The organism is Streptomyces sp. NBC_01471, from assembly GCF_041438865.1.
Lineage (GTDB): Bacteria > Actinomycetota > Actinomycetes > Streptomycetales > Streptomycetaceae > Streptomyces.
Map to the genome: position 1 here is coordinate 7,674,290 of NZ_CP109450.1, position 18,780 is coordinate 7,693,069.

The following is an 18,780-nucleotide window of genomic DNA, read 5'->3' on the forward strand; positions in this document are numbered from 1 at the left end:
CGGAGCATTCCCACATGAGCAAGGTCTTCCTGATCACCGGCGCCGGGCGCGGTCTCGGCGCGGACCTCGCGCGTCAGGCACTCGGGGCAGGCCACCAGGTCGTCGCCACCGGCCGACGGCCCGAACGCGTCCTCGAAGCCCTCGGCGGCGAGCAGGACAACCTGCTGGCCGCCGCCCTGGACATCACCGACCCCGCCGCCGCACAGAGCGCCGTGGCCGCCGCCGTCGACCGTTTCGGCCGCATCGACGTACTGATCAACAACGCCGCCAACTTCTACGCCGGCTACTTCGAGGAGATCTCCGACGCGCAGATGCGCGCCCAGATCGAGACGAACCTGTTCGGCCCGATGAACGTCACCCGCGCCGCCCTGCCCGTGATGCGCGCCCGGCGCGACGGACACATCATCACCCTGTCGTCCCTCGCCGGAGCCGTCGGCCTGGAGTTCTGCGTTGCCTACGCCGCCGCCAAGTTCGGCATCGAGGGCTTCATGGAGTCCTTGCGCTACGACGTCGAGCCGTTCGGCATCCGTACGACGATCGTCGAGCCGGGCTTCTTCCGCACCGAGCTGCTGGTGGACGCCTCCACCACCTGGGCGGAGCTGTCGGTCGACGACTATGCCGCGCGCACCGCAGCCGCCAGGAAGCAGTGGCAGTCCATGAACGGGCAGCAGTCCGGAGACCCGGCCAAGCTCGCCTCCGCCGTGCTGGCGATCGCCGGACAGCAGCAGCCCCCGGCCCGCTTCGTCGCCGGCTCCGATGCCATCGAGGCCGTCGCCGCCAAAGCCAGGGAACTGCTCGCGCAGGCCGAGGCCTCGCGCGAACTGGGCGCAGACCTCACACACGGCGACGCGGCCTGAGCGTCAGCCCGCCACCCCCGTCCCGCCTCCCCTCACCATTGACGATCAAGGAAAAGAGCCATGGAGCACATCACCTCCACCCCCACCATGAAGGCCCCGGCCGGGCGCTTCACCGGCGACGTGTACCTCAACATGATCGAGGCCCCCACCGAACCCGCCCGTCTCGCGGCCGGGTTGGTGCGTTTCACCCCCGGCGCCCGTACCAACTGGCACTCCCACGCGCTGGGGCAGGTCCTGTACGTCACCGACGGTGTCGGCCTGGTCGGCACGCGAGACGGCAGTGTCGTGCGGATCAGTGCCGGCGAGACCCTCAAGTGCCCGGCAGGCGAAGAGCACTGGCACGGCGCCACCGACACCACCCTCATGGCGCACATCGCCCTCGTGGTCGGTGACGGCAACGGAGACGGGACCACCTGGCTGGAGCCCGTCACCGACGAGCAGTACGCGGCCGCCCTCGCCGACAGCCACTGACCGGGCCCGGCCCGCCGACCGCGTCGACGCCACCTCGCCGGCATCGGGTGCCTGGACCGGGCCGCAGCCACCGTCGGCCTCGACACCCCCTCCTGCCGCCGCCTCCTGACCCGCTGCGCGGCAAGCGGGTCAGCCCTCGCTCAGGAGAGTGTCCCGGAGCAGGTCGACCAGGTCCCCGGAATCGGCCCGCGCCAGTTCGTCGAAGGCTCCGGAGTGCCGGCCCAGCAGGACGCCGGTCACGGCCGCCACCACCAGCTCGGCACGCAGCTGTGGCCGGTCCGCCCCGTCACGCGCGAAGCGCTCGTGAAGAGGCTCGACGAGTCGCGTGTGGAGCGCCGCGTGTGCGGCCTCCTGTGCCGCCGGGTCACTCAGTGGCTGCACCGCGACCTGGAGCAGCGGGACGGGGCCGCGGCGGTCGGCCCGGTCGAGGACCTCGCGCAGCCGCTCTTCGTCGAAGAGGTCGGCCGGAGCCATGTCGCCCTGTTCGGCGTGCAGCGCTGCGACGTACAGCAGGGTCTTGCTGCCGAAGTAACGTGCGATCAGCGCCGGGTCGACTCCCGCGCGCTCGCCGATGTCGCGGAGGGTGGTGCGGTCGAACCCCCGCTCGGCGAACAGGCCGCTCGCGGCCGCGAGCAGGAGGTCGCGGCTGCGGGCCGCGTCACGGCGGCGCCCCTGCGTGCCGCCGCTCACTGCTCCGCCCCGGTGGGCCGGACGAGGCTCCCGCCGTCCGGAACCGGGCCGTTGTCGGCCGCGAGCGCGGGATGCCCGCCCCGGACCCTTGCCGACGTGCGGCCCGCGCTCGACCGGGTCAGGAAGTAGGCCACCACGGCGGTGGCGGCCCAGACCGCGCAGCCCGTCAGTCCGGCCGTTCGGTAACCGCTCTCGGGAGGAAGACCCCGCCCGGACGTGGTGGCGGCCTGGAGGATCACGGCGCTGAGGGCGCTGCCGGTCGAGTAACCGATGTACTTCACGACCTGATTGAAACTCATGGCGCTCCCCGTCTCGTGCGCGGGGACGCCTCCGACGACGAGTCCCGGGGTGACCGCGAAGTTCACGCCGACGCCGAGTCCGGCCAGGGCCATCGTCACGAACACCTCCCACAGGCCGCCGTGGGCGAACACGAAGGTGAGCAGGGCCGCGAGGGAGAGCAGGCAGCTCACGGGCAGCAGGCGGACCGGCGGCTGGGTACGGACCAGGACCCGCACCACGCGGCCGGCCACCAGACTGCCCACCGAGAACGGCACGAGGATCAGACCGGTGACCACCACGGAGGACCCGAAGCCGTATCCGGCGCTCGACGGCGTCTGCACGTACCGGGTCACGAGCGAGATCAGCAGATACATGCCGATGCCGCCCATCATGGTCGTGAGGTGCGCGGCGAAGACCGTACGGTCACGGACCAGCCGCAGATCCACCAGGGGATGGGCGGTACGCAGCTCCTGCAGCACCCAGCCGGCCAGCAGAAGCACCGAGACCGCGGCGAGCACGAGCAGCCGGGGCGATCCCCAGCCCCAGTGTTCCGCCTGGGTCAGGGCGAACAGGAGCCCGGTCATGCCGAGCGTGAGGAGCAGCGCCCCCGGTACGTCCATCGGGTGCGCCGGACGCTGCGGAGACGCGGGGAGCACGACGGCCGCCGCGATGAGAGCCAGAGTGGTGGCGATCACGGCGAACCAGAACCCGGCGTACATCCCGAGGCTCTGGGCGAGCAGTCCGGTGACCGGGTAGCCGATACCGACGCCGGCTGCCGTCGTGAGCGAGAGCGTCGACAGCGCCGACCGGGCCCGCTCGGGCGGCACGGAGTCCCGTGCGGTGGCGATCGCCAGCGGAACGAGACCCATCCCCACGCCCTGGAGCGCCCGCCCTGTGATGAGGCAGGAGAACCCCAGCGGCAGAGCCGCCAGCAGGCTCCCGATGAGGACCACGGCGAGACCGGTCAGGATCACCTTCCTGCGGTGGGGCCCGTCTCCCAGCCGTCCCATGGCCGGAGTGGCGACGGCCCCGACCAGCATGGTGACGGTGAGGGACCACTGCGCGTCGGCCACGGAGACGTGGTCCACGGAGGCGATGGTCGGGATCAGTGGGGCGCCGAGGCTGCTGATGATCGCGACCAGCATGCCGAGGGACACGAGTACGGGGACCAGCGCCCGCTGCTGCCAGGGGGAGGGGGCGGGGCCGGATATCGGATGCACGGGGCGGACCGTTCCTGTCGTCGGGCGTTGTCATCAACCGATGTCATCAGGCGATGACAAGTGAGTCTCTCACCTCTGCCGACGTGAACATCCATGGGGGCGCTCCGTCTGCGCCGAATCGGGGAAACGGCTTGGACGGAGCGGGCCTGCGGGCTTCAGCGGGGCGGCAGCTCCTCACCGCACCGGGAGCAGAAACGCGCGCCGGACTCCTGCGCGAGGTGCCCGCAGCCGGGGCAGACCAGCTGGAGCAGACACGCCGCTTCGCCGCCTCCGTGCTCGGCGGGGGCGGACGCGATGGTGAGACCGGGGCGGCGACGGTGCACGGTCAGGTAGCAGAGCCCGTCCGGTCCGGCGGCGAGTGAGCGCCGGACGCCGTGCGGCAGCCAGACGACCGCGCCGGGCGCAAGCTGCTGGGATCCCCCGGCCGTTTCCAGCCACCCGCTGCCGCCGACCACGCACACGAGGACATCGAGGTCCGGCTCCACATGACCGGCGACCCCGGCCTCCGGCGCCAGCCGGATCACGTTCGAGTCCAGCTGCCGGCCCGGCTCGGCCAGCCGCCAGAGCGCACCTCGGTCCCCGTCGGCGGCATCGCGGAAGAGACGGGCGGTATCGGTGACGGCACCGGGAGCGGGGGTGCGGGACAACGGATCCTCCTGCTGCGGACGTACGGCCGGGGCGGGCAGATGGTACGCCCGCCCCGGGCCGGCCCGCAGCGGTCAGGACCGGGTGAGCACCACCACGGGGATCTCGCGGTCGGTCTTGGTCTGGTACTCGTCGTACGCGGGCCAGGCCGCCGCCATCGTCCGCCACATGCCCGGCTTCTCGCCGGGCTCGGCGGTCCGCGCGTGCGCGGTGAACCGGTCGCCCTTCACCTGCACCCGCACCTCGGGCTCGGCCTGGAGGTTCAGATACCAGGCCGGCGGCTCGTCGGAGCCGCCCTTGGAGGCTACGACCAGCAGGTCGTCCCCGTACGCCTGGTAGATCAGCGGGGTGCTGCGCTGCTGACCGCTCTTGCGCCCGGTGGTGGTGAGAATCAGGGTCGTCGTGCCCTGCCAGTCGTGTCCCTCGGCGCCGTCGGTTGCGACGTAACGCTCGACGTGTTCCTTGCCGAACAGCATCTCTGACCCCATCTGTTGTCGGAACCCTCCGGGTGCCCCCGTGTCACCAAGCTACGCGGGTACGCGGGCGGTTCAGCCACCGACGCCCAGCCGCGCGGGAACACTGCCGGGTGTGTCCAGCTGCTGTGCCGTGTCCTGGTGCAGCAGTCCGATCAGCCGGTCCGCCTCGGCGCGCGTCAGATGGAGGAGCATCGCGTCCTCGGGATGCGCGGGGCCGGGCGGGGCGATCACCAGCCGCGCGGTGCTCGCACCGGCCGAGTCCGTGGTGAAGGACGGCGGAAACGCCTGGCGCCAGTTGACGAGAGCGTCCCGGAGCCGGCCGTGCGGAGAGCTGAGATCGCGCGCGACCCAGCCTGTCGTCACCTGGGCGAGATGATCCAGTTTCTGAGAATTCGTCACCGTCCCATAGTCACCGCATGCCCGGTGGCGCGCTCGCTGGAGGCGCGCGCAGGGGTGACGCCACCGCGGGCCCGGTCAGTGCTCCGGCGGACGCCCGGCCGGCGGGACCTCCTCGGCCGCTGCGACCGGTCCCGGCGGTGTGCCGTCCCCGAACGGGCGGCCCCCCAGCTCCTCCCGGTAGTGCGGGGTGAGCCAGCCGCTCAGGTCCGGGCCCAGCGGCACGATGCCGGTCGGATTGATGCCCCGGTGGACGCCGTAGTAGTGCCGCTTGATGTGGTCGAAGTCGACCGTGTCGCCGAATCCCGGTGTCTGGTACAAGTCCCTGGTGTACGCCCAGAGCACCGGGTCCTCGGTCAGCTTCGACCGGTTGCACTTGAAGTGGCCGTGGTAGACGGCGTCGAACCGCACGAGTGTGGTGAAGAACCGGATGTCCGCCTCGGTGATCGTGTTCCCCACCAGATAGCGCTGCCCGGTCAGCCGCTCGGAGACCAGGTCGAGACGCCGGAACACATCGCGGTACGCGTCCTCGTACTCGCCCTGCTCCGCAGCGAACCCCGCGCGGTACACCCCGTTGTTGACGTCGCGGTAGATCCCCTCCATGACCTCGTCGATCTCGCCGCGCAGCCGCTCCGGATAGAGGTCCGGCGCGCCCGGCCGGTGCAGCCCGGACCACTCGGTGGCCAGGTCCAGCGTGATCTGCTGGAAGTCGTTGGTGACCAGCTGACCGCTGGGTACGTCGACGATCGCCGGGACACTGACACCGCCCGGGTAGCCCGCCTCCCGTGCGTCGTAGGCCTCGCTGAGGAAGCGGATGCCGAGCACCGGGTCCCGGCCACCCGGGTCGAGGGTGAAGCGCCAGCTGCGGTCGTCCTGGACCGGGTCGGTGATGCCCAGCGAGAGCGCCTCCTCCAGCCCGAGCAGCCGCCGTGACACGAGCGCGCGGCTCGCCCACGGGCAGGCCCTGCTTGCCACCAGCCGGTACCGCCCGGCCTCGACCGGCCAGCCGTCGCGGCCGTCGGCCGTGACGCGGTCGGCGAAGTGGCTCCTCGACCGCTTGAACGGCTTCCTGCCGTATCCGGAGTTGCCGTCGTCGCCGCTGTCGCTGGGGTGGTTCATCACTGTGATCCTTCCCGTTGGCGGGTGCCCGGTGTCGCGTCCGTACGGCGGAGCGATGCCCGCACGGACGCCCGTCCCGCGAGGACGCCGCGGGGCCCGCCGACGGACCCCGCGGGAACCACGCGACCCCTCCAGGCTGACACCGTTCGCCCCGACCGCGCAGCGGGAGGCGGCCGCGGCCGCCGCAGCGCCGCCTCCTGGGCCGCGGCCCCGGGTCAGGAGGAAGCAGGCACCGTCGCTCCCACCGGCTCCCTGCGGACCACGTCCACCAGCGAGAGATCCGTGATCTTGAGGCTGGGTGACACCGCGAGCGTCAGGGTCGACACGCTCATGAACGGGTTGAGGTGGTCCCAGCCCCACTCCGTCAGCGCGGTCCGTACCGCACCGGACTGCGCGGCGATCTCCTCGGCGGGTGCCGGGGACATCACCCCCGCGACCGGCAGTGGCAGCCGTGCCGCCACCGTGTCGCCGTGTACGACGGCGACCCCGCCCCCGTCGGCCAGCACCGCGGCCGCGGCCGTCGCCATCGCGGTCCGGGACGTCCCCACGGTCACCAGGTTGTGGCTGTCGTGCGCGTACGTCGTCGCGACCGCGCCCGCACCGAGCTCACGGCCCAGCAGCGGGGCGAAGACCGTGCCGGAGCGGCCGTAGCGGTTGCGCACCCGGACCAGGGTCACCCGGCCCTCCCACTGCACCTCGCCGTCGCGTACCGGCAGTTCGGCCTCGGCGGCCTCGGTGTACGTGTCACGCGAGTTGACCCGCATCGCCCGGAAGCGGTGCACGCCGTCGGGCAGCTCGACCCGCCAGCGGAAGCCCTCCGGTGTCTGCGGCTCGACGTCGAACGTGCCGGACAGCGCGCCGGCGACCGGCTCCGTCGTGTACGCCGGTTTCCCGTCCCGTGCCACGGTCCGGCCGCCCGCGATCACCAGCGCCGGGTCGAAGGCGGCCAGCTCGCCGCGGAGCAGCACCAGGTCGGCCCGCTTGCCCGGCGCGACCACCCCGCGGTCGTACAGCCGCATCCGCTGCGCCGGGTACCACGTCAGGGCGCGCAGCACGTCGACCGCGGGCAGCCCGGCCCGGACCGCGACGCGCGCGATGTGGTCGAGGTGGCCGGTGGAGAGGATGTGGTCGGCGGCCAGATCGTCGGTCACCAGGCAGAGCGGCGGCAGCTGCGGCAGCGCCAGCAGCGCCTCGACGACCTCCGGGAGCAGGCACTTCTCCTGGAGCATCATCAGCATGCCCATCCTGGCCTTCTCCAGGACGACTTCGGTGCGGTTCTTGGTGTGGTCGGAGTCGACGCCGGTGGCCATGTACGCGCTGAGGTCGGCGCCGCTGAGGTTCGGGCAGTGGCCGTCGAGGATGACCCCGCGCTCGCGGGCCGCGCCCACGATGCCCCGCATCCGGGGCTCGTCGGCGACCACGGCCCGGTAGTCCATGACCTCGCCCAGCGCGATGACGCCCGGCCACTGGAGCATCGCGTCGATGTCGTCGGCGGACAGGCTGGCGCCCGCGTGCTCCAGGCCTTCGAGTGCGGGAACGCAGGACGGCACACCCCAGAGCTGGGTCTGCGGCGTCCCCTGTCCGGCCTCGGTCATCCAGCGCATCGCCTCGGCGCCCGCGACATTGACGATCTCGTGCGGATCGGCCAGGACCGTCGTCGTCCCGCGGGCGAGTGTCAGCCCGGCGAAGGTCTGCGGGGTGAGGAACGAGCTCTCGATGTGCATGTGCGCGTCGACGAAGCCGGGCACGATCAGCATCCCGGTGGCGTCCACCTGCTCGCGTGCGTCACCGGGCGCGCCGGGCGGCAGCACACCGCTGATGCGGTCGCCGCGCAGCAGGACGTCGGCTGCGAACTCCTCACCCGTGAAAGTGGACACCACCCGGCCTCCGCTGATGCGGACGTCGTGCGGTTCCGGCAGGTGCTGCTGGTCAGTGGTCATGCGTAGGTGCTCCTCAGCGAGCCGTCCGAGTCCCGGCGCCCGTTCCCGGGTCCTCGGGGCGGCGGGGTCAGGGGACGAGTGTGTAGAAGTAGTAGCCGAGCGGGATCATCACGATCCACAGCCCGAGCGGGATCTCCCGGAACCGGCCCGCCGCGGCCTTCACCAGGACGTGGGCGGCGAGACCCACGGCGATCCCGGTGCCGAAGTTGCCGAAGAAGATGGTCGTCGCGACCACCAGCGCGGCCGGGATGGCGTCCGTCGGGTCGCGGAAGTCGACGTTGCGCAGTGCGCCGAGCATGCTCAGGCCGATGTACATCAGTACCGGAGCGGTCGCGGCCGACGGGATCAGGGTGGCGAACGGGGTGACGAGCAGCAGCGCCGCGAACCCGAGCGCCGCGTACACCGAGGTGAGCCCCGTACGGCCGCCGCTGTCGGCGCCCGCCGACGACTCCAGGTACGCGGTCATGCTGGGCGCACCGAGGCCGGCGCCACCGATCACCGCGCCCGAGTCGACGTAGAAGGGCCGCCTGATGCCCGGCACGTTGCCGTCCTTGTCGGTCAGCCCGGCCCGGCCCGCCACGGCCAGCAGCGTGCCCGTCATGGAGAAGAACTCCGAGACGAAGAAGGCGAAGATGTACGGGAAGTACGCGGGCTTCAGCGCGCCCAGGATGTCGACGTGGAACACCACGGGGCCCGGGCTGTCCGGCGCCCCGAAGAAGTGGCCGGGCAGTTCGGTCACCCCGCACGGGATGCCCGCCAGGGTCACCACGGCGATGGTGATCAGGAACGCGCCGGGCACCTTCCGGGTCACCAGCGCCGTCAGCAGCACCAGACCGCCGAGCGCGAGCAGGGCACCCGGCTGTGAGAGGTCGCCGATGCTCAGGGAGTTGCCGGCGGTCTTCGCGATCACCAGTCCGCTGTCCCGGAAGCCCAGCAGCGCGATGAAGAGCCCGAGTCCGCCGCTGATCGCGTACTTGAGGTTGAGCGGCATCAGCCGTGTGATCAGGTCCCGGATGCCCAGGGCGGTCAGCACCAGGAACGCCACACCCGACCAGAAGACCATGCCCAGTGCGGAGTCCCAGGGGACCCCGTCCTGACCGACGATCGTGACGGCGAGCAGCGCCACCCCGCCGAGACCGGGGGCGAGGACGAACGGCAGGTTCGCGAACAGGCCCATCGCGAGCGTGGCCAGCACGATCGCGATGATCACGGCGGTGGTGACCGGGCCCAGTGGGAGTCCCGCCTTCGCCAGCTGGCCGGGCACGACCACCGCGGCGTAGGCGGCCGCGACGAACATGGAGAGGCCCGCGACGGCCTCGGTGCGTGGCGTGCTGCCGCGCTCGCGGATGTGGAACAGCCGTTCCAGCAGCGAGGAGCGTGGCCCGGAGGCCGGGTCGGGCGCGTCCTGTACGTCGGGCGCGTCGGGTCGGTGCATGAGTACCTCGGCAGGATGAGGGGGCGAGGCCGGTGTTCCGGGGCTTTTGCGCGTCTCCGGCGCGACTCGGGTGTGCCGCGCCGGCGGCATCTCTGCAACCGGTCTCTGTAACCGGTTGCAGAGACCGGTTGCGGATAGGATGGCACGACCTGGCCGCCACGTGAACCCCGTGATCGGTCACACTGCGGTCACACAGTCCGTACGGGGGCGTGCGAACGGTCTGGCCCGTACGGCGGGACGGAGGGGGATCCGACGATGGCGACGCTGGCTGATGTGGCCCGCGCGGCGGGCGTGTCCAAGGCCACGGCCTCCCGCGCGCTGATGCGTCCGGAGATGGTCGCCGACATCACGCTCCAACGGGTGCGCGGCGCCGCCGAACGTCTCGGCTTCCACCCGAATCCGGCCGCCCGCGCCCTGACCACCGGGCGTACCGGCATGATCGGACTGATCGTGCCGACCCTCGCCAACCCCTTCTTCGCGCCGCTGGTCCTCGGCGCCCAGCAGGCCGCCGAGGAGACCGACAGCCATCTGCTCCTCACCGTCTCCGAATACAGCGCCGAACGCGAGGCGGCGCTCGCCGACCGGATCTCCGAGCAGGTGGACGGGCTGATCATGGTCGCCCCCGTCGGCCCGGACGCCGCGCTGCGCGAGCGGGCCCGCCGCCGCCCCCTCGTCCTGGTCGACCGCCGCTCGGGCCAGCTGCCCGCGGTCGTCCTCGACACGGCGTCCGGCACGTCCGCGCTGGTGCGGCATCTGCTCGATCTGGGGCACCGCGACATCGCGTACGTGTCGGGTCCTGCCGGTTCCTGGGCCGACGCACAGCGCCGCACATCGATGGCCGGGCAGGCGGCGGCCGCCGGGGCGCGGCTGCGGGTGCTCGGGCCGCTGCCGCCCACCTTCGACGCGGGGATCGGGGCCGCTGCGGCGCTGCCGTCCGGGACCACGGCGGCGATCGCGTACAACAGCTATCTGGCGCTCGGTCTGCTGCACGGTCTGACGGCGGCCGGTGTCCGCGTCCCGGAGGACATGAGCCTGGCCGCGGCCGACGACCTGACGGCGCTCGGGGCGACCTCCCCGGCCGTCACCGCGCTGGGCGTCCCGGTCGGGGAGGCGGGGGCGCTCGCGGTGACCCGTCTCCTCGAAGTCTGCGCGGGCAGCCGCAGGACCGTCGTGACCGAGCTGCCGACCGAACTGCACCGACGGGCATCGACGGCCGCCCCGGGCCGCCCGGCCGCCGGCCCCCGCCCGCACTGATCACGGTCCGCCGGCGGACGGCGGGGGAGCGGCGGGAGGCCCCGGTGCGCGGCATCAGGGGGTGCCGGCGGGGCGCGCCGCCGGACCCTCGTGCGGCGGGCACCCCGTCGCGTCAGTGTGCCGAGGGGTCCCGGCCGAACCCTTCGATCACCGGGTGCCACGTCGGCTGCAGCTGCGGCAGCGTCGATCCGACCGTCCAGGCCGTCGGACCGCCCGGCCTCGGGTGCGGGACGGTGGCGACGCCGAAGAGCGAGGCGCCCTTCCCGTTCGGCCCGCTGTCGGCGGGCACGGCGTGCCACGTGCTTCCGTCCCGGCGCAGGGTGAACGCCGGTGTGGCGGCGCCCTGTTGCTCGCCGACCGCCCAGAGCCGGCCGTGCGCGTCCGCGGAGACCGCGTGCAGAGTGGCGTCGGCCGGCGGCGTCGCGACCGAGGCCCAGGTGCGCCCGTCCCAGTGCAGGGTCAGCGGGTGTGAGGCCCCGGTGGCGGGCCCGCCGCCACCGACCGCCCAGACGTCGTCCGGCGCGACGGCCGTGACGCCGCCGAGCGACTCGCCCTGGCCCGCGGTGTGCGGTGCGTCGACGATCCGCCAGGAACTGCCGTCCCAGTGCTCGGTCAGCGGGCGGCCCGCGCCCTGCGCGTCGTAGGCCACGCCCACCGCCCAGACGCCTCCCGCGCCGTCGGGGGCCGCGCCCTGCAGCAGGGCGTCGCCGCCGGTGGAGGGGGTCGGGACGGACGACCAGCTGTGGCCGTTCCAGTGGTAGGCCAGTGGCCGGGGTGTGGCGATCCGGTCCTCGGCGGTGACCCCGACCACCCAGATGTCGCCGGGGCCCACGGCGGCGAGCGCCGCGGGATAGGCGGACCGGTTCGCGGGCTCGGCGGGCAGCGGGACGGTGCGCCAGGCCCGGCCGTCGAAGTGCTCGGCGAGCGAGCGGTCCTGTGCGGCGGGGGCGTCGTTCCAGGTCCCCACCGCCCATACGTCGTGCGGGGACAGCGGAACGACGGCGTCCAGCTGACCCGCCCCCGAGTGGCCGGGCACGGACGTCGCCCGCCAGGCCCGGCCGTCGAAGCGCTCGGCGACGGGCACACTGGTGCCCGAACCGCTCTCGCGGTATCCGACGGCCCAGGCGTCGGCCGGGCCGCGGGCGGCGACACCACGCAGTTCCTCGTTGTGCTCGGGTCCGGCCGGGCTCCATGTGTGCCAGCCGTCGCGGGGCGCGCCGCCGGCGGCCAGGGCCGGGGCCGCCATCGCCAGCGAGGCGGTCAGCGCCGCCAGGGCGAGCCTCCCGCTGCGCCGCAGTGCTCTGCCGTGCATCCGTACTCCCTCTGTCGGTGACCGTCCGTCCTGTCGCCGTGCCAAACGCCACCGGGCCGGCCGAGGGTGCGGCGGCTCACCCGGTTGCACACCGCCGCACGGCTGCGGACCGCTGCCGCGTGACCGGCGGGAGGCCGTCGGCGGGCAGAGGGGCGGCGCACCGGACCGGAATACGGACGGGAGGCCGGCCGTTGTACGATTCAGTTCAACGTTCAACTAATATGTTCGACCATCACACCATCACACCAGCACAGCCGATTGCTCATCGGCGGTCAGAGCGAGTCAGAGCTACGAGAGGTGAGCGCGATGCAGTTCGGAATCTTCACCGTCGGTGATGTCACGGCCGACCCGGCCACGGGGAAGGCGCCGTCCGAGCACGAGCGGATCAAGGCGATGGTCGCCATCGCGCTCAAGGCCGAGGAGGCCGGCCTGGACGTGTTCGCGACCGGCGAGCACCACAACCCGCCGTTCGTGCCCTCGTCCCCCACCACGCTGCTCGGTCATATCGCGGCCCGCACCGAGAACATCATCCTCTCCACCTCCACCACCCTCATCACGACGAACGACCCCGTGAAGATCGCCGAGGACTACGCCATGCTCCAGCATCTGGCCGACGGCCGCGTCGACCTGATGATGGGACGCGGGAACACCGGACCGGTCTACCCGTGGTTCGGCCAGGACATCCGGCAGGGGATCCCGCTCGCCGTGGAGAACTACGCGCTGCTGCACGAGCTGTGGCGCAACGACGTCGTGGACTGGGAGGGCAGGTTCCGTACACCGCTTCAGAGTTTCACCGCCACCCCCCGCCCTCTCGACGGTGTGCCGCCGTTCGTCTGGCACGGCTCGATCCGCAGCCCCGAGATCGCCGAGCAGGCGGCCTACTACGGCGACGGCTTCTTCGCCAACAACATCTTCTGGCCGAAGGACCACTTCAAGCGGCTCATCACGTTCTACCGGGAGCGCTTCGCCTTCTACGGACACGGGACTCCCCGGCAGGCGACGGTGGGCCTCGGCGGGCAGGTGTTCATGCGGAAGAACTCGCAGGACGCCGTACGCGAGTTCCGGCCGTATTTCGACAACGCGCCGGTGTACGGACACGGGCCGTCGCTGGAGGAGTTCACCGAGCAGACACCGCTGACCGTGGGCAGCCCGCAGGAGGTCATCGAGAAGACGCTGTCCTTCCGGGACTCGTTCGGCGACTACCAGCGCCAGCTGTTCCTGATGGACCACGCGGGGCTGCCGTTGAAGACCGTCCTCGAACAGCTCGACATCCTCGGCGAGGAGGTCGTGCCGGTGCTGCGTGCGGAGTTCGCGAAGGGCCGGCCCGCGGAGGTGCCGGACGGCCCCACGCATGCGGCTCTCGTCGCCGAGCGTGACCGCGGCCGGCAGGCCGGGGCCGAGGAGGCGGTGGCATGACCACGCTGAAACTGGTGGCCGTCTCGGCCGGTCTCGGGCGGCCGTCGTCCACCAGGCTGCTGGCCGACCGGCTGACCGGGGCCGCGGCCCGCGCGTCCCACGACAGCGACGTCGAGGTCCGGGTCGTCGAGATCCGCGATCTGGCGACCGCCATCGCCAACCATCTGGTGACCGGCTTCCCGAACCCGGCCCTGCGCGATGCCATCGACGCGGTGACCGGGGCCGACGGACTGATCGCCGTGACGCCGGTCTTCACCGCTTCGTACAGCGGTCTCTTCAAGTCGTTCTTCGACCTGATCGACAACACCGCACTGGCCGGTACGCCGGTCCTCGTCGCCGCGACCGGCGGTACCGCACGCCACTCGCTCGTACTGGAACACGCGATGCGCCCGCTCTTCGCCTATCTGCGGGCGGTGGTGGTCCCCACGGCCGTCTACGCCGCATCCGAGGACTGGGGATCGGACGGCGACGGCGACACCGGGAGCCTTCCGGGCCGCATCGAGCAGGCCGGCCGGGAACTGGCCGCACTGATGGCGGGCCGGTCCGTGCCGGGCGGGTCCGGGGACGCCTACGAGAACGTGGTGCCGTTCGCCCAGCAACTGGCGGGACTCCGCGCCGACTGACCCCTGGCCGGCTCCCCGGGCCGGCTGACCCCGCGCCGGGTGATCCGGGTGGCGGCGATGGCCTGCATGCGCGACACCTGCCAGGCCGGGGTGTTGCTGATGTCGTCCGTATTCAGCTGTCGCAGGCTGACTTCCACCGATGCGAACAGGCTCTTGCGGTGAGGGCCCCCGGAATTCGGATCGCCGGGCCGGCGCAGCGTGGTGTATTACGTTGCCAGCACCAGGCTTTCGCGGCCGGCATAGGTCAACGGCCGCGGGCCGAAGGTGCTACGGCATCCTGACGTCGGTGTGATCGCAGTGCATTTCGAAGTGCTCATGCCACTTCAGGATCCGGACCAGCGGTTGGTGATCTACCGCGCCGCGGACGACGGGAGTCAGCCGGCGCTGGACCGGTTGTGCGCACGGTGATGTCGAGCCGTCGGTACGGGCACTGAGTATCGAACGCTGTTCGGGTGCTGTTCGGGCCCGGCCGGACACGACCACTCAAGGCGCTGGGCCGATCGGGGGAAACTGCCGGGCGCCGGAATAGGCGCCCGCCCGGAGGCGGTTGGAGCCTCCATGACCTCTGAGGAACACGCGCGTTTCGGCACCATCGGCATCTGGAGCGGAGCCCTGCACCCCGCGGACCCCGGTAGCCGGGGTGAAGTGTCCGAAGCCGTGGCCGAGCTGGACGAGCTCGGCTACGGCACTCTCTGGATCGGCGGCAGCCCGTCCATGGAAGACGTGGTGCCCCTCGTCGACGCGTCGCGGCGCATCACCGTCGCGACCGGCATCCTCAGCATCTGGCAGCACAGTGCCGCTGATGTCGCGGGCAGGTTCGCGCAGGTCGAGAAGCGCCACCCCGGCCGGTTCGTGCTCGGGATCGGTGTCAGTCATGACGCGCTCACCCCGCAGTACGCCCGCCCGTACTCCGAGATGGTCGCCTACCTCGACGCCCTGGACGCCGCGTCCGAGCCGGTGCCCGCCTCGCGCCGGGTGCTGGCGGCGCTCGGCCCGAAGATGCTGAAGCTGTCGTCCGCGCGTGCGGTGGGTGCCCATCCCTATCTGGTCACCGCCGAGCACACGGCGCAGGCGCGCGACACGCTCGGCCCCGACGCACTGCTCGCCCCCGAGCTGAAGGTCGTACTCGACACCGATCTCGACCGGGCGCGCACGGTCGCGCGGAACACCCTCTCCATGTACCTGCAACTCCCCAACTACACCAGCAATCTGCTGCGACTCGGGTTCGAGGAGGCCGACTTCGCCGATGGCGGCAGCAACCGGTTGCTCGACGCGCTGTTCGCGCTGGGCGGCCTGGAGACGGCGCGGGCCCGGGTGGACGCGTACCGTGCGGCCGGCGCGGACCATGTGGCGCTCCAGGTGCTGTCGGGGGACCGGCACAGCGATCTGCCGCGTGCCGAGTGGCGCGAGCTGGCGGCGGCCTTCTCCCTCGGCTGACCCCGCTGGTCCCGATGGACCCTTCCCACCTTTTCGACGGCCCCGCGGCCCGGTCCGTGGGGCCGTCGCCGTCGTCGTGGGGAACTCGCCTCGGGCGCCCGCCCATTGACGCATCTGTCCGCCTGCTCCTAGGGTCTCGAACCACTCGACACATGACGTCTGATGTCATGCGTCATAGTCTTCTGTGATCCCATTCGTCTTGATTGTTCACATTCGCGCTGTCGCACCAAGGAGCGTTCGAGCAGATGGCATTGATGACGTGGAGAGCGCCAGCGTCCCTGCGGCGACTGGCTGTTGCCCTGCTGGCGGTGGGGGCGGCGCTCGCCGCCGCCACGGTGGTGACGACGGGCCCGGCCGTCGCGGCGGACGGCAGCCAGTCGGCCGTGGTCAGCCAGGACTGCACCAGCAGCCGGATCCGTGTGGCGCTGCTCAACCCCACGGCGGCGGCGACCACCTTCACGGTCACCTGGCCGGGCAGCGGCACCTGGACCCGCGCGGTGGCCGCCGGTGACCGTACGGATCTGTACTTCTCCAAGCCCAGCGGTACGGCTTACTCGTTCCGCACCACCACGCCCCAGGGGCTGGACCGGACCACATCGGGCACCCTGGACTGCGGCCGGTCGATGGCCGCCCAGGTCAGCGCGGAGTGCCCGCGAGGCGCCGACGGTTCACAGCCCGCGACCCACCGGCTGAAGCTCACCCTGGTCAACCGGTCCGACACGTCGAAGACCTTCACCGTGGTGTGGGCAGGGCGCTCCGGGTCCCCCTGGACCCGGACCGTGGCGGCCCGCGGTGCGGACGACACGCTGTCCTGGACGGTGGCCGACGGAACCCCGTACCGGATCAGGACGACGGCCACCGGCTTCGACCGCACCGAGAGCGGAACCGTGCGCTGTGGGCTGGCCGCGGGTACGCCCGGCATGAACGCCCAGACGCTCTTCGCCGCGCACACGTCCACCGGCGCCGGAACCCCGATCGCCGGACTGAACCGGGCCAAGGCGGACGGCAGCGGGTACGAGACCTACACAGGCACCGCCGCATCGGTCCGTATCCCGGCGATGGCCGTCACCAACAACGGCACGGTGATCGCCATGGCCGACGCCCGCATCGACAGCTCGGGCGACCTGGGCGGCAGGAGCAACAACATCCAGGTGGCCATGCGGCGCAGCACCGACGGCGGCGCCACCTGGAGCGGAGCCTCCACGGTCGCGCACGCGGCCACCACCAGCGAGGGGTACGGCGACAGCAGTCTCCTGGTGGACCGTTCGGCCGGTCCGGACGGCAAGGTCTACGCGTTCGTCAACTACTCGCCCGGTCCCGGGATCGGCTACGCGGGCTCGTCGGCCGGCTCGAACTCGGCGACCGACAGCACCGCCATGCACATCCGGATGATCTCCTCCACGGACAACGGCGCCACCTGGAGCCGCCCGGTGGATCTGAATCCGCAGGTGAAGAACGTCAAGTGGGCCGGGATGTTCGCCTCTTCGGGCCATGGCATCCAGCTCTCCGACGGCCGTCTCGTCCAGCCGATCGTCTACAAGCAGGACGGGGTCGACCACGCGGGCAACATCTACTCCGACGACCACGGCGTCAGCTGGCACGCGGGTGCCCCGGCGGCGACCGGCGTCAACGAGAACAAGGCCGTCCAGCGGGACAGCGGCCAGGTGGTGCAGAACCTGAGGTCCGACACTGGAGGCGACCGCTGGTACGCCACCGCCGCGGACACGGCCGCCGGCCGGAATGTCGCGGGCGCCTACGGGCCGGCCTGGGACTCCGGCCTGATCGACCCCGGTTGCAACGCCGACGAGATCTCGTACCTCAGGCCCGCCGACGTCGGCGCCGACGGATATCCCACCCGGACCCCCGTCACGGTGCAGAGCAACAACGCGTCGGCCGACCGCAGCGAGCTGACCGTGCGGGTGAGCGAGGACGACGGCGTGACCTGGCCGCACCAGGTGCTGATCAAGCCGGGCGCGGCCGGGTATTCGACCACGGCGGTCCTCGGGAACGGTGTGATCGGTGACCTCTACGAGATCGGCGACACCGGCGGCATCGTGTTCAGCAGCTTCACTCCCGACTGGGCGCGGCAGTCCTGACCCCGCACGTGACCTGGTGATTGCGGCAGTGACTCAGCTGGTGCCCGGCGCCGGCCGGGCGCCTGGCGCGCTCAGCCGATCCGCTCCCGGACCCAGTCCAGTTGACGGGCCCGGTGGTGTTCACCGCCGCCCTCGTGGCCGTTGAAGCCGTAGACCTCCACCTGCTTCGAACCGGCGTACCGGTGGGTACGCGCCGAAGCAGGTGGAGGGCGGGCAGACCGGGTCCATCAGAGCGATGGAGAAGAGGGCGGGGGCCGTGGCCCGTACGGCGAAGTGCACCCCGTCGAAGTAGGCGAGCGTCTCGAAGACACTCCCGGCGCGGTCCCGGTGCAGCTGGAGATAGTCGGCGATCTCGGTGTACGGGGCCAGCGCCGCGCGCTCGGCCCCGCGGCGTATGTCGCACAGGAACGGCACGTCCGGCAGCACGCCGGCCAGCCCCGGCACCAGCCCCGACACGGCGAGCGAGATCCCGCCGCCCTGGCTGTGGCCGGTCACGACCACCCGGTCCGCGTCCACCTCGGGATGGCTGCGGGCAGCCTCCACACAGCGGACCGCGTCCGTGTACAGCCGCCGGTAGTAGTGGGTGCCGGGCGACTCCACGCCCCGGGTGAGGAAGCCGGGCACCGGTCCGGTGCCGCTGGGTCCTTCGTCGCCGGTGCCGCCCGCGGCGGCCGACCAGCCCTGGCCCCGGGTGTCCATGACCAGATGCGCGTAACCGGCCGACGCCCAGAGCAGGTTCTCGTGTGCCAGGCCGCGGCCGCGCCCGTACCCGAGGAACTCCACTACGCAGCCGCGGAGTCGGGGCGGGCCTGCCGGAAGGCGGAGCCAGCCCCGTACCGGGGCGCCGCCGTACCCCGCGAAGGTCACGTCCTGGACGCGGACCTGGCTGAGGCCGCAGTCCACGGGGGTGAAGACCGGCCCGGTCGCCGGGTCCGGCGCGAGCGTGCCGGACCAGAAGGCGTCGAAGTCCGCCGGGGCCACCGCTTCCGAGCGGTAGTCGAAGCACTCGTCACGGGTGAGATCCGTCAGCGGCACGCGGTAGCCCTCCAACCAGAGATATGACGTCCGATGTCATAGGGGCTGTGACGATAGAGCGGGCCCGTTCCCCCGTCAA

17 protein-coding genes and 2 pseudogenes are annotated in these 18,780 nt (G+C 72.0%); 8 read left to right on the plus strand and 11 right to left on the minus strand.

The features are described from left to right. The first annotated feature begins 14 nt into the window (after positions 1-14). Together OG285_RS34700 and OG285_RS34705 are read left to right on the plus strand one after the other, a co-directional pair. Positions 15-857 (plus strand): SDR family NAD(P)-dependent oxidoreductase, encoded by an 843-nt coding sequence (locus OG285_RS34700; protein WP_356832065.1) that lies wholly within the window; start codon positions 15-17, stop codon positions 855-857. A 60-nt stretch (positions 858-917) separates the two neighbouring features. Continuing rightward, positions 918-1,328, plus strand: coding sequence for a cupin domain-containing protein (locus OG285_RS34705; RefSeq protein ID WP_356832067.1), 411 nt, complete (start codon positions 918-920; stop codon positions 1,326-1,328). Between the two features lie 129 nt (positions 1,329-1,457). Here OG285_RS34705 and OG285_RS34710 read toward each other — a convergent pair whose 3' ends face one another. From OG285_RS34710 to OG285_RS34745, 8 genes are all read right to left on the minus strand, one after another. Next, a complete protein-coding gene (locus OG285_RS34710; RefSeq protein WP_356832069.1) occupies positions 1,458-2,018 on the minus strand; it encodes a TetR family transcriptional regulator in 561 nt (186 codons plus the stop codon). Continuing rightward, positions 2,015-3,517 carry an MFS transporter gene (locus tag OG285_RS34715; protein WP_371793311.1) on the minus strand — a complete coding sequence of 501 codons (1,503 nt, stop codon included), beginning with the start codon at positions 3,515-3,517 and terminating at the stop codon, positions 2,015-2,017. Before OG285_RS34715 ends, OG285_RS34710 begins: the two co-directional genes overlap by 4 nt. 155 nt (positions 3,518-3,672) lie before the next feature. Next, entirely contained in the window at positions 3,673-4,164 is a 492-nt protein-coding gene (locus OG285_RS34720) for a cupin domain-containing protein (RefSeq protein WP_371793312.1), read from the minus strand. A gap of 72 nt (positions 4,165-4,236) precedes the next feature. Beyond that, positions 4,237-4,650, minus strand: a complete 414-nt coding sequence (locus OG285_RS34725) for a nitroreductase family deazaflavin-dependent oxidoreductase (protein ID WP_356832075.1) — start codon at positions 4,648-4,650, stop codon at positions 4,237-4,239. Positions 4,651-4,710: 60 nt separating this feature from the next. After that, complete coding sequence (locus OG285_RS34730) at positions 4,711-5,037, minus strand: hypothetical protein (protein WP_356832076.1); 327 nt, start codon at positions 5,035-5,037, stop codon at positions 4,711-4,713. 75 nt (positions 5,038-5,112) lie between these two features. Next, positions 5,113-6,153 carry a glutathione S-transferase C-terminal domain-containing protein gene (locus tag OG285_RS34735; protein WP_356832078.1) on the minus strand — a complete coding sequence of 347 codons (1,041 nt, stop codon included), beginning with the start codon at positions 6,151-6,153 and terminating at the stop codon, positions 5,113-5,115. Positions 6,154-6,368: 215 nt separating this feature from the next. After that, positions 6,369-8,093: an adenine deaminase C-terminal domain-containing protein gene (locus OG285_RS34740; protein WP_371793313.1), complete on the minus strand. Its 1,725-nt coding sequence runs from the start codon at positions 8,091-8,093 to the stop codon at positions 6,369-6,371. 67 nt (positions 8,094-8,160) lie between these two features. Further along, a complete protein-coding gene (locus tag OG285_RS34745) occupies positions 8,161-9,528 on the minus strand; it encodes an NCS2 family permease (RefSeq protein WP_356832082.1) in 1,368 nt (455 codons plus the stop codon). Between the two features lie 255 nt (positions 9,529-9,783). Here OG285_RS34745 and OG285_RS34750 point away from each other — a divergent pair, with 255 nt between their 5' ends. Then, positions 9,784-10,782 (plus strand): LacI family DNA-binding transcriptional regulator, encoded by a 999-nt coding sequence (locus OG285_RS34750; RefSeq protein WP_371793314.1) that lies wholly within the window; start codon positions 9,784-9,786, stop codon positions 10,780-10,782. 112 nt (positions 10,783-10,894) lie between these two features. Here the strand turns inward: OG285_RS34750 and OG285_RS34755 are convergent, their stop codons facing one another. Beyond that, a complete protein-coding gene (locus tag OG285_RS34755) occupies positions 10,895-12,094 on the minus strand; it encodes a hypothetical protein (protein WP_371793315.1) in 1,200 nt (399 codons plus the stop codon). 306 nt (positions 12,095-12,400) lie between these two features. Between OG285_RS34755 and OG285_RS34760 the strand changes: the two genes are divergently transcribed. Both OG285_RS34760 and OG285_RS34765 read left to right on the plus strand, forming a co-directional pair. After that, positions 12,401-13,510 (plus strand): LLM class flavin-dependent oxidoreductase, encoded by a 1,110-nt coding sequence (locus OG285_RS34760; protein WP_371793316.1) that lies wholly within the window; start codon positions 12,401-12,403, stop codon positions 13,508-13,510. Further along, complete coding sequence (locus OG285_RS34765) at positions 13,507-14,133, plus strand: FMN reductase (protein WP_356832092.1); 627 nt, start codon at positions 13,507-13,509, stop codon at positions 14,131-14,133. Before OG285_RS34760 ends, OG285_RS34765 begins: the two co-directional genes overlap by 4 nt. 44 nt (positions 14,134-14,177) lie before the next feature. Here OG285_RS34765 and OG285_RS34770 read toward each other — a convergent pair. Continuing rightward, positions 14,178-14,366, minus strand: a pseudogene (locus OG285_RS34770) (aldo/keto reductase); the annotation flags it as partial. Between the two features lie 76 nt (positions 14,367-14,442). Between OG285_RS34770 and OG285_RS34775 the strand changes: the two are divergent. The 3 genes from OG285_RS34775 (at position 14,443) to OG285_RS34785 (ending at position 17,666) form a co-directional block, all read left to right on the plus strand. Next, positions 14,443-14,541, plus strand: coding sequence for a hypothetical protein (locus OG285_RS34775; protein WP_371793679.1), 99 nt, complete (start codon positions 14,443-14,445; stop codon positions 14,539-14,541). A gap of 150 nt (positions 14,542-14,691) precedes the next feature. Then, positions 14,692-15,570, plus strand: coding sequence for an LLM class F420-dependent oxidoreductase (locus OG285_RS34780; RefSeq protein ID WP_371793317.1), 879 nt, complete (start codon positions 14,692-14,694; stop codon positions 15,568-15,570). Positions 15,571-15,815: 245 nt separating this feature from the next. Continuing rightward, on the plus strand, positions 15,816-17,666 hold the full coding sequence (locus tag OG285_RS34785) for an exo-alpha-sialidase (RefSeq protein WP_371793318.1): 1,851 nt from the start codon (positions 15,816-15,818) through the stop codon (positions 17,664-17,666). 71 nt (positions 17,667-17,737) lie between these two features. Here OG285_RS34785 and OG285_RS34790 read toward each other — a convergent pair. Then, positions 17,738-18,701, minus strand: a pseudogene (locus tag OG285_RS34790) (acetylxylan esterase). Positions 18,702-18,780: the final 79 nt, after the last annotated feature.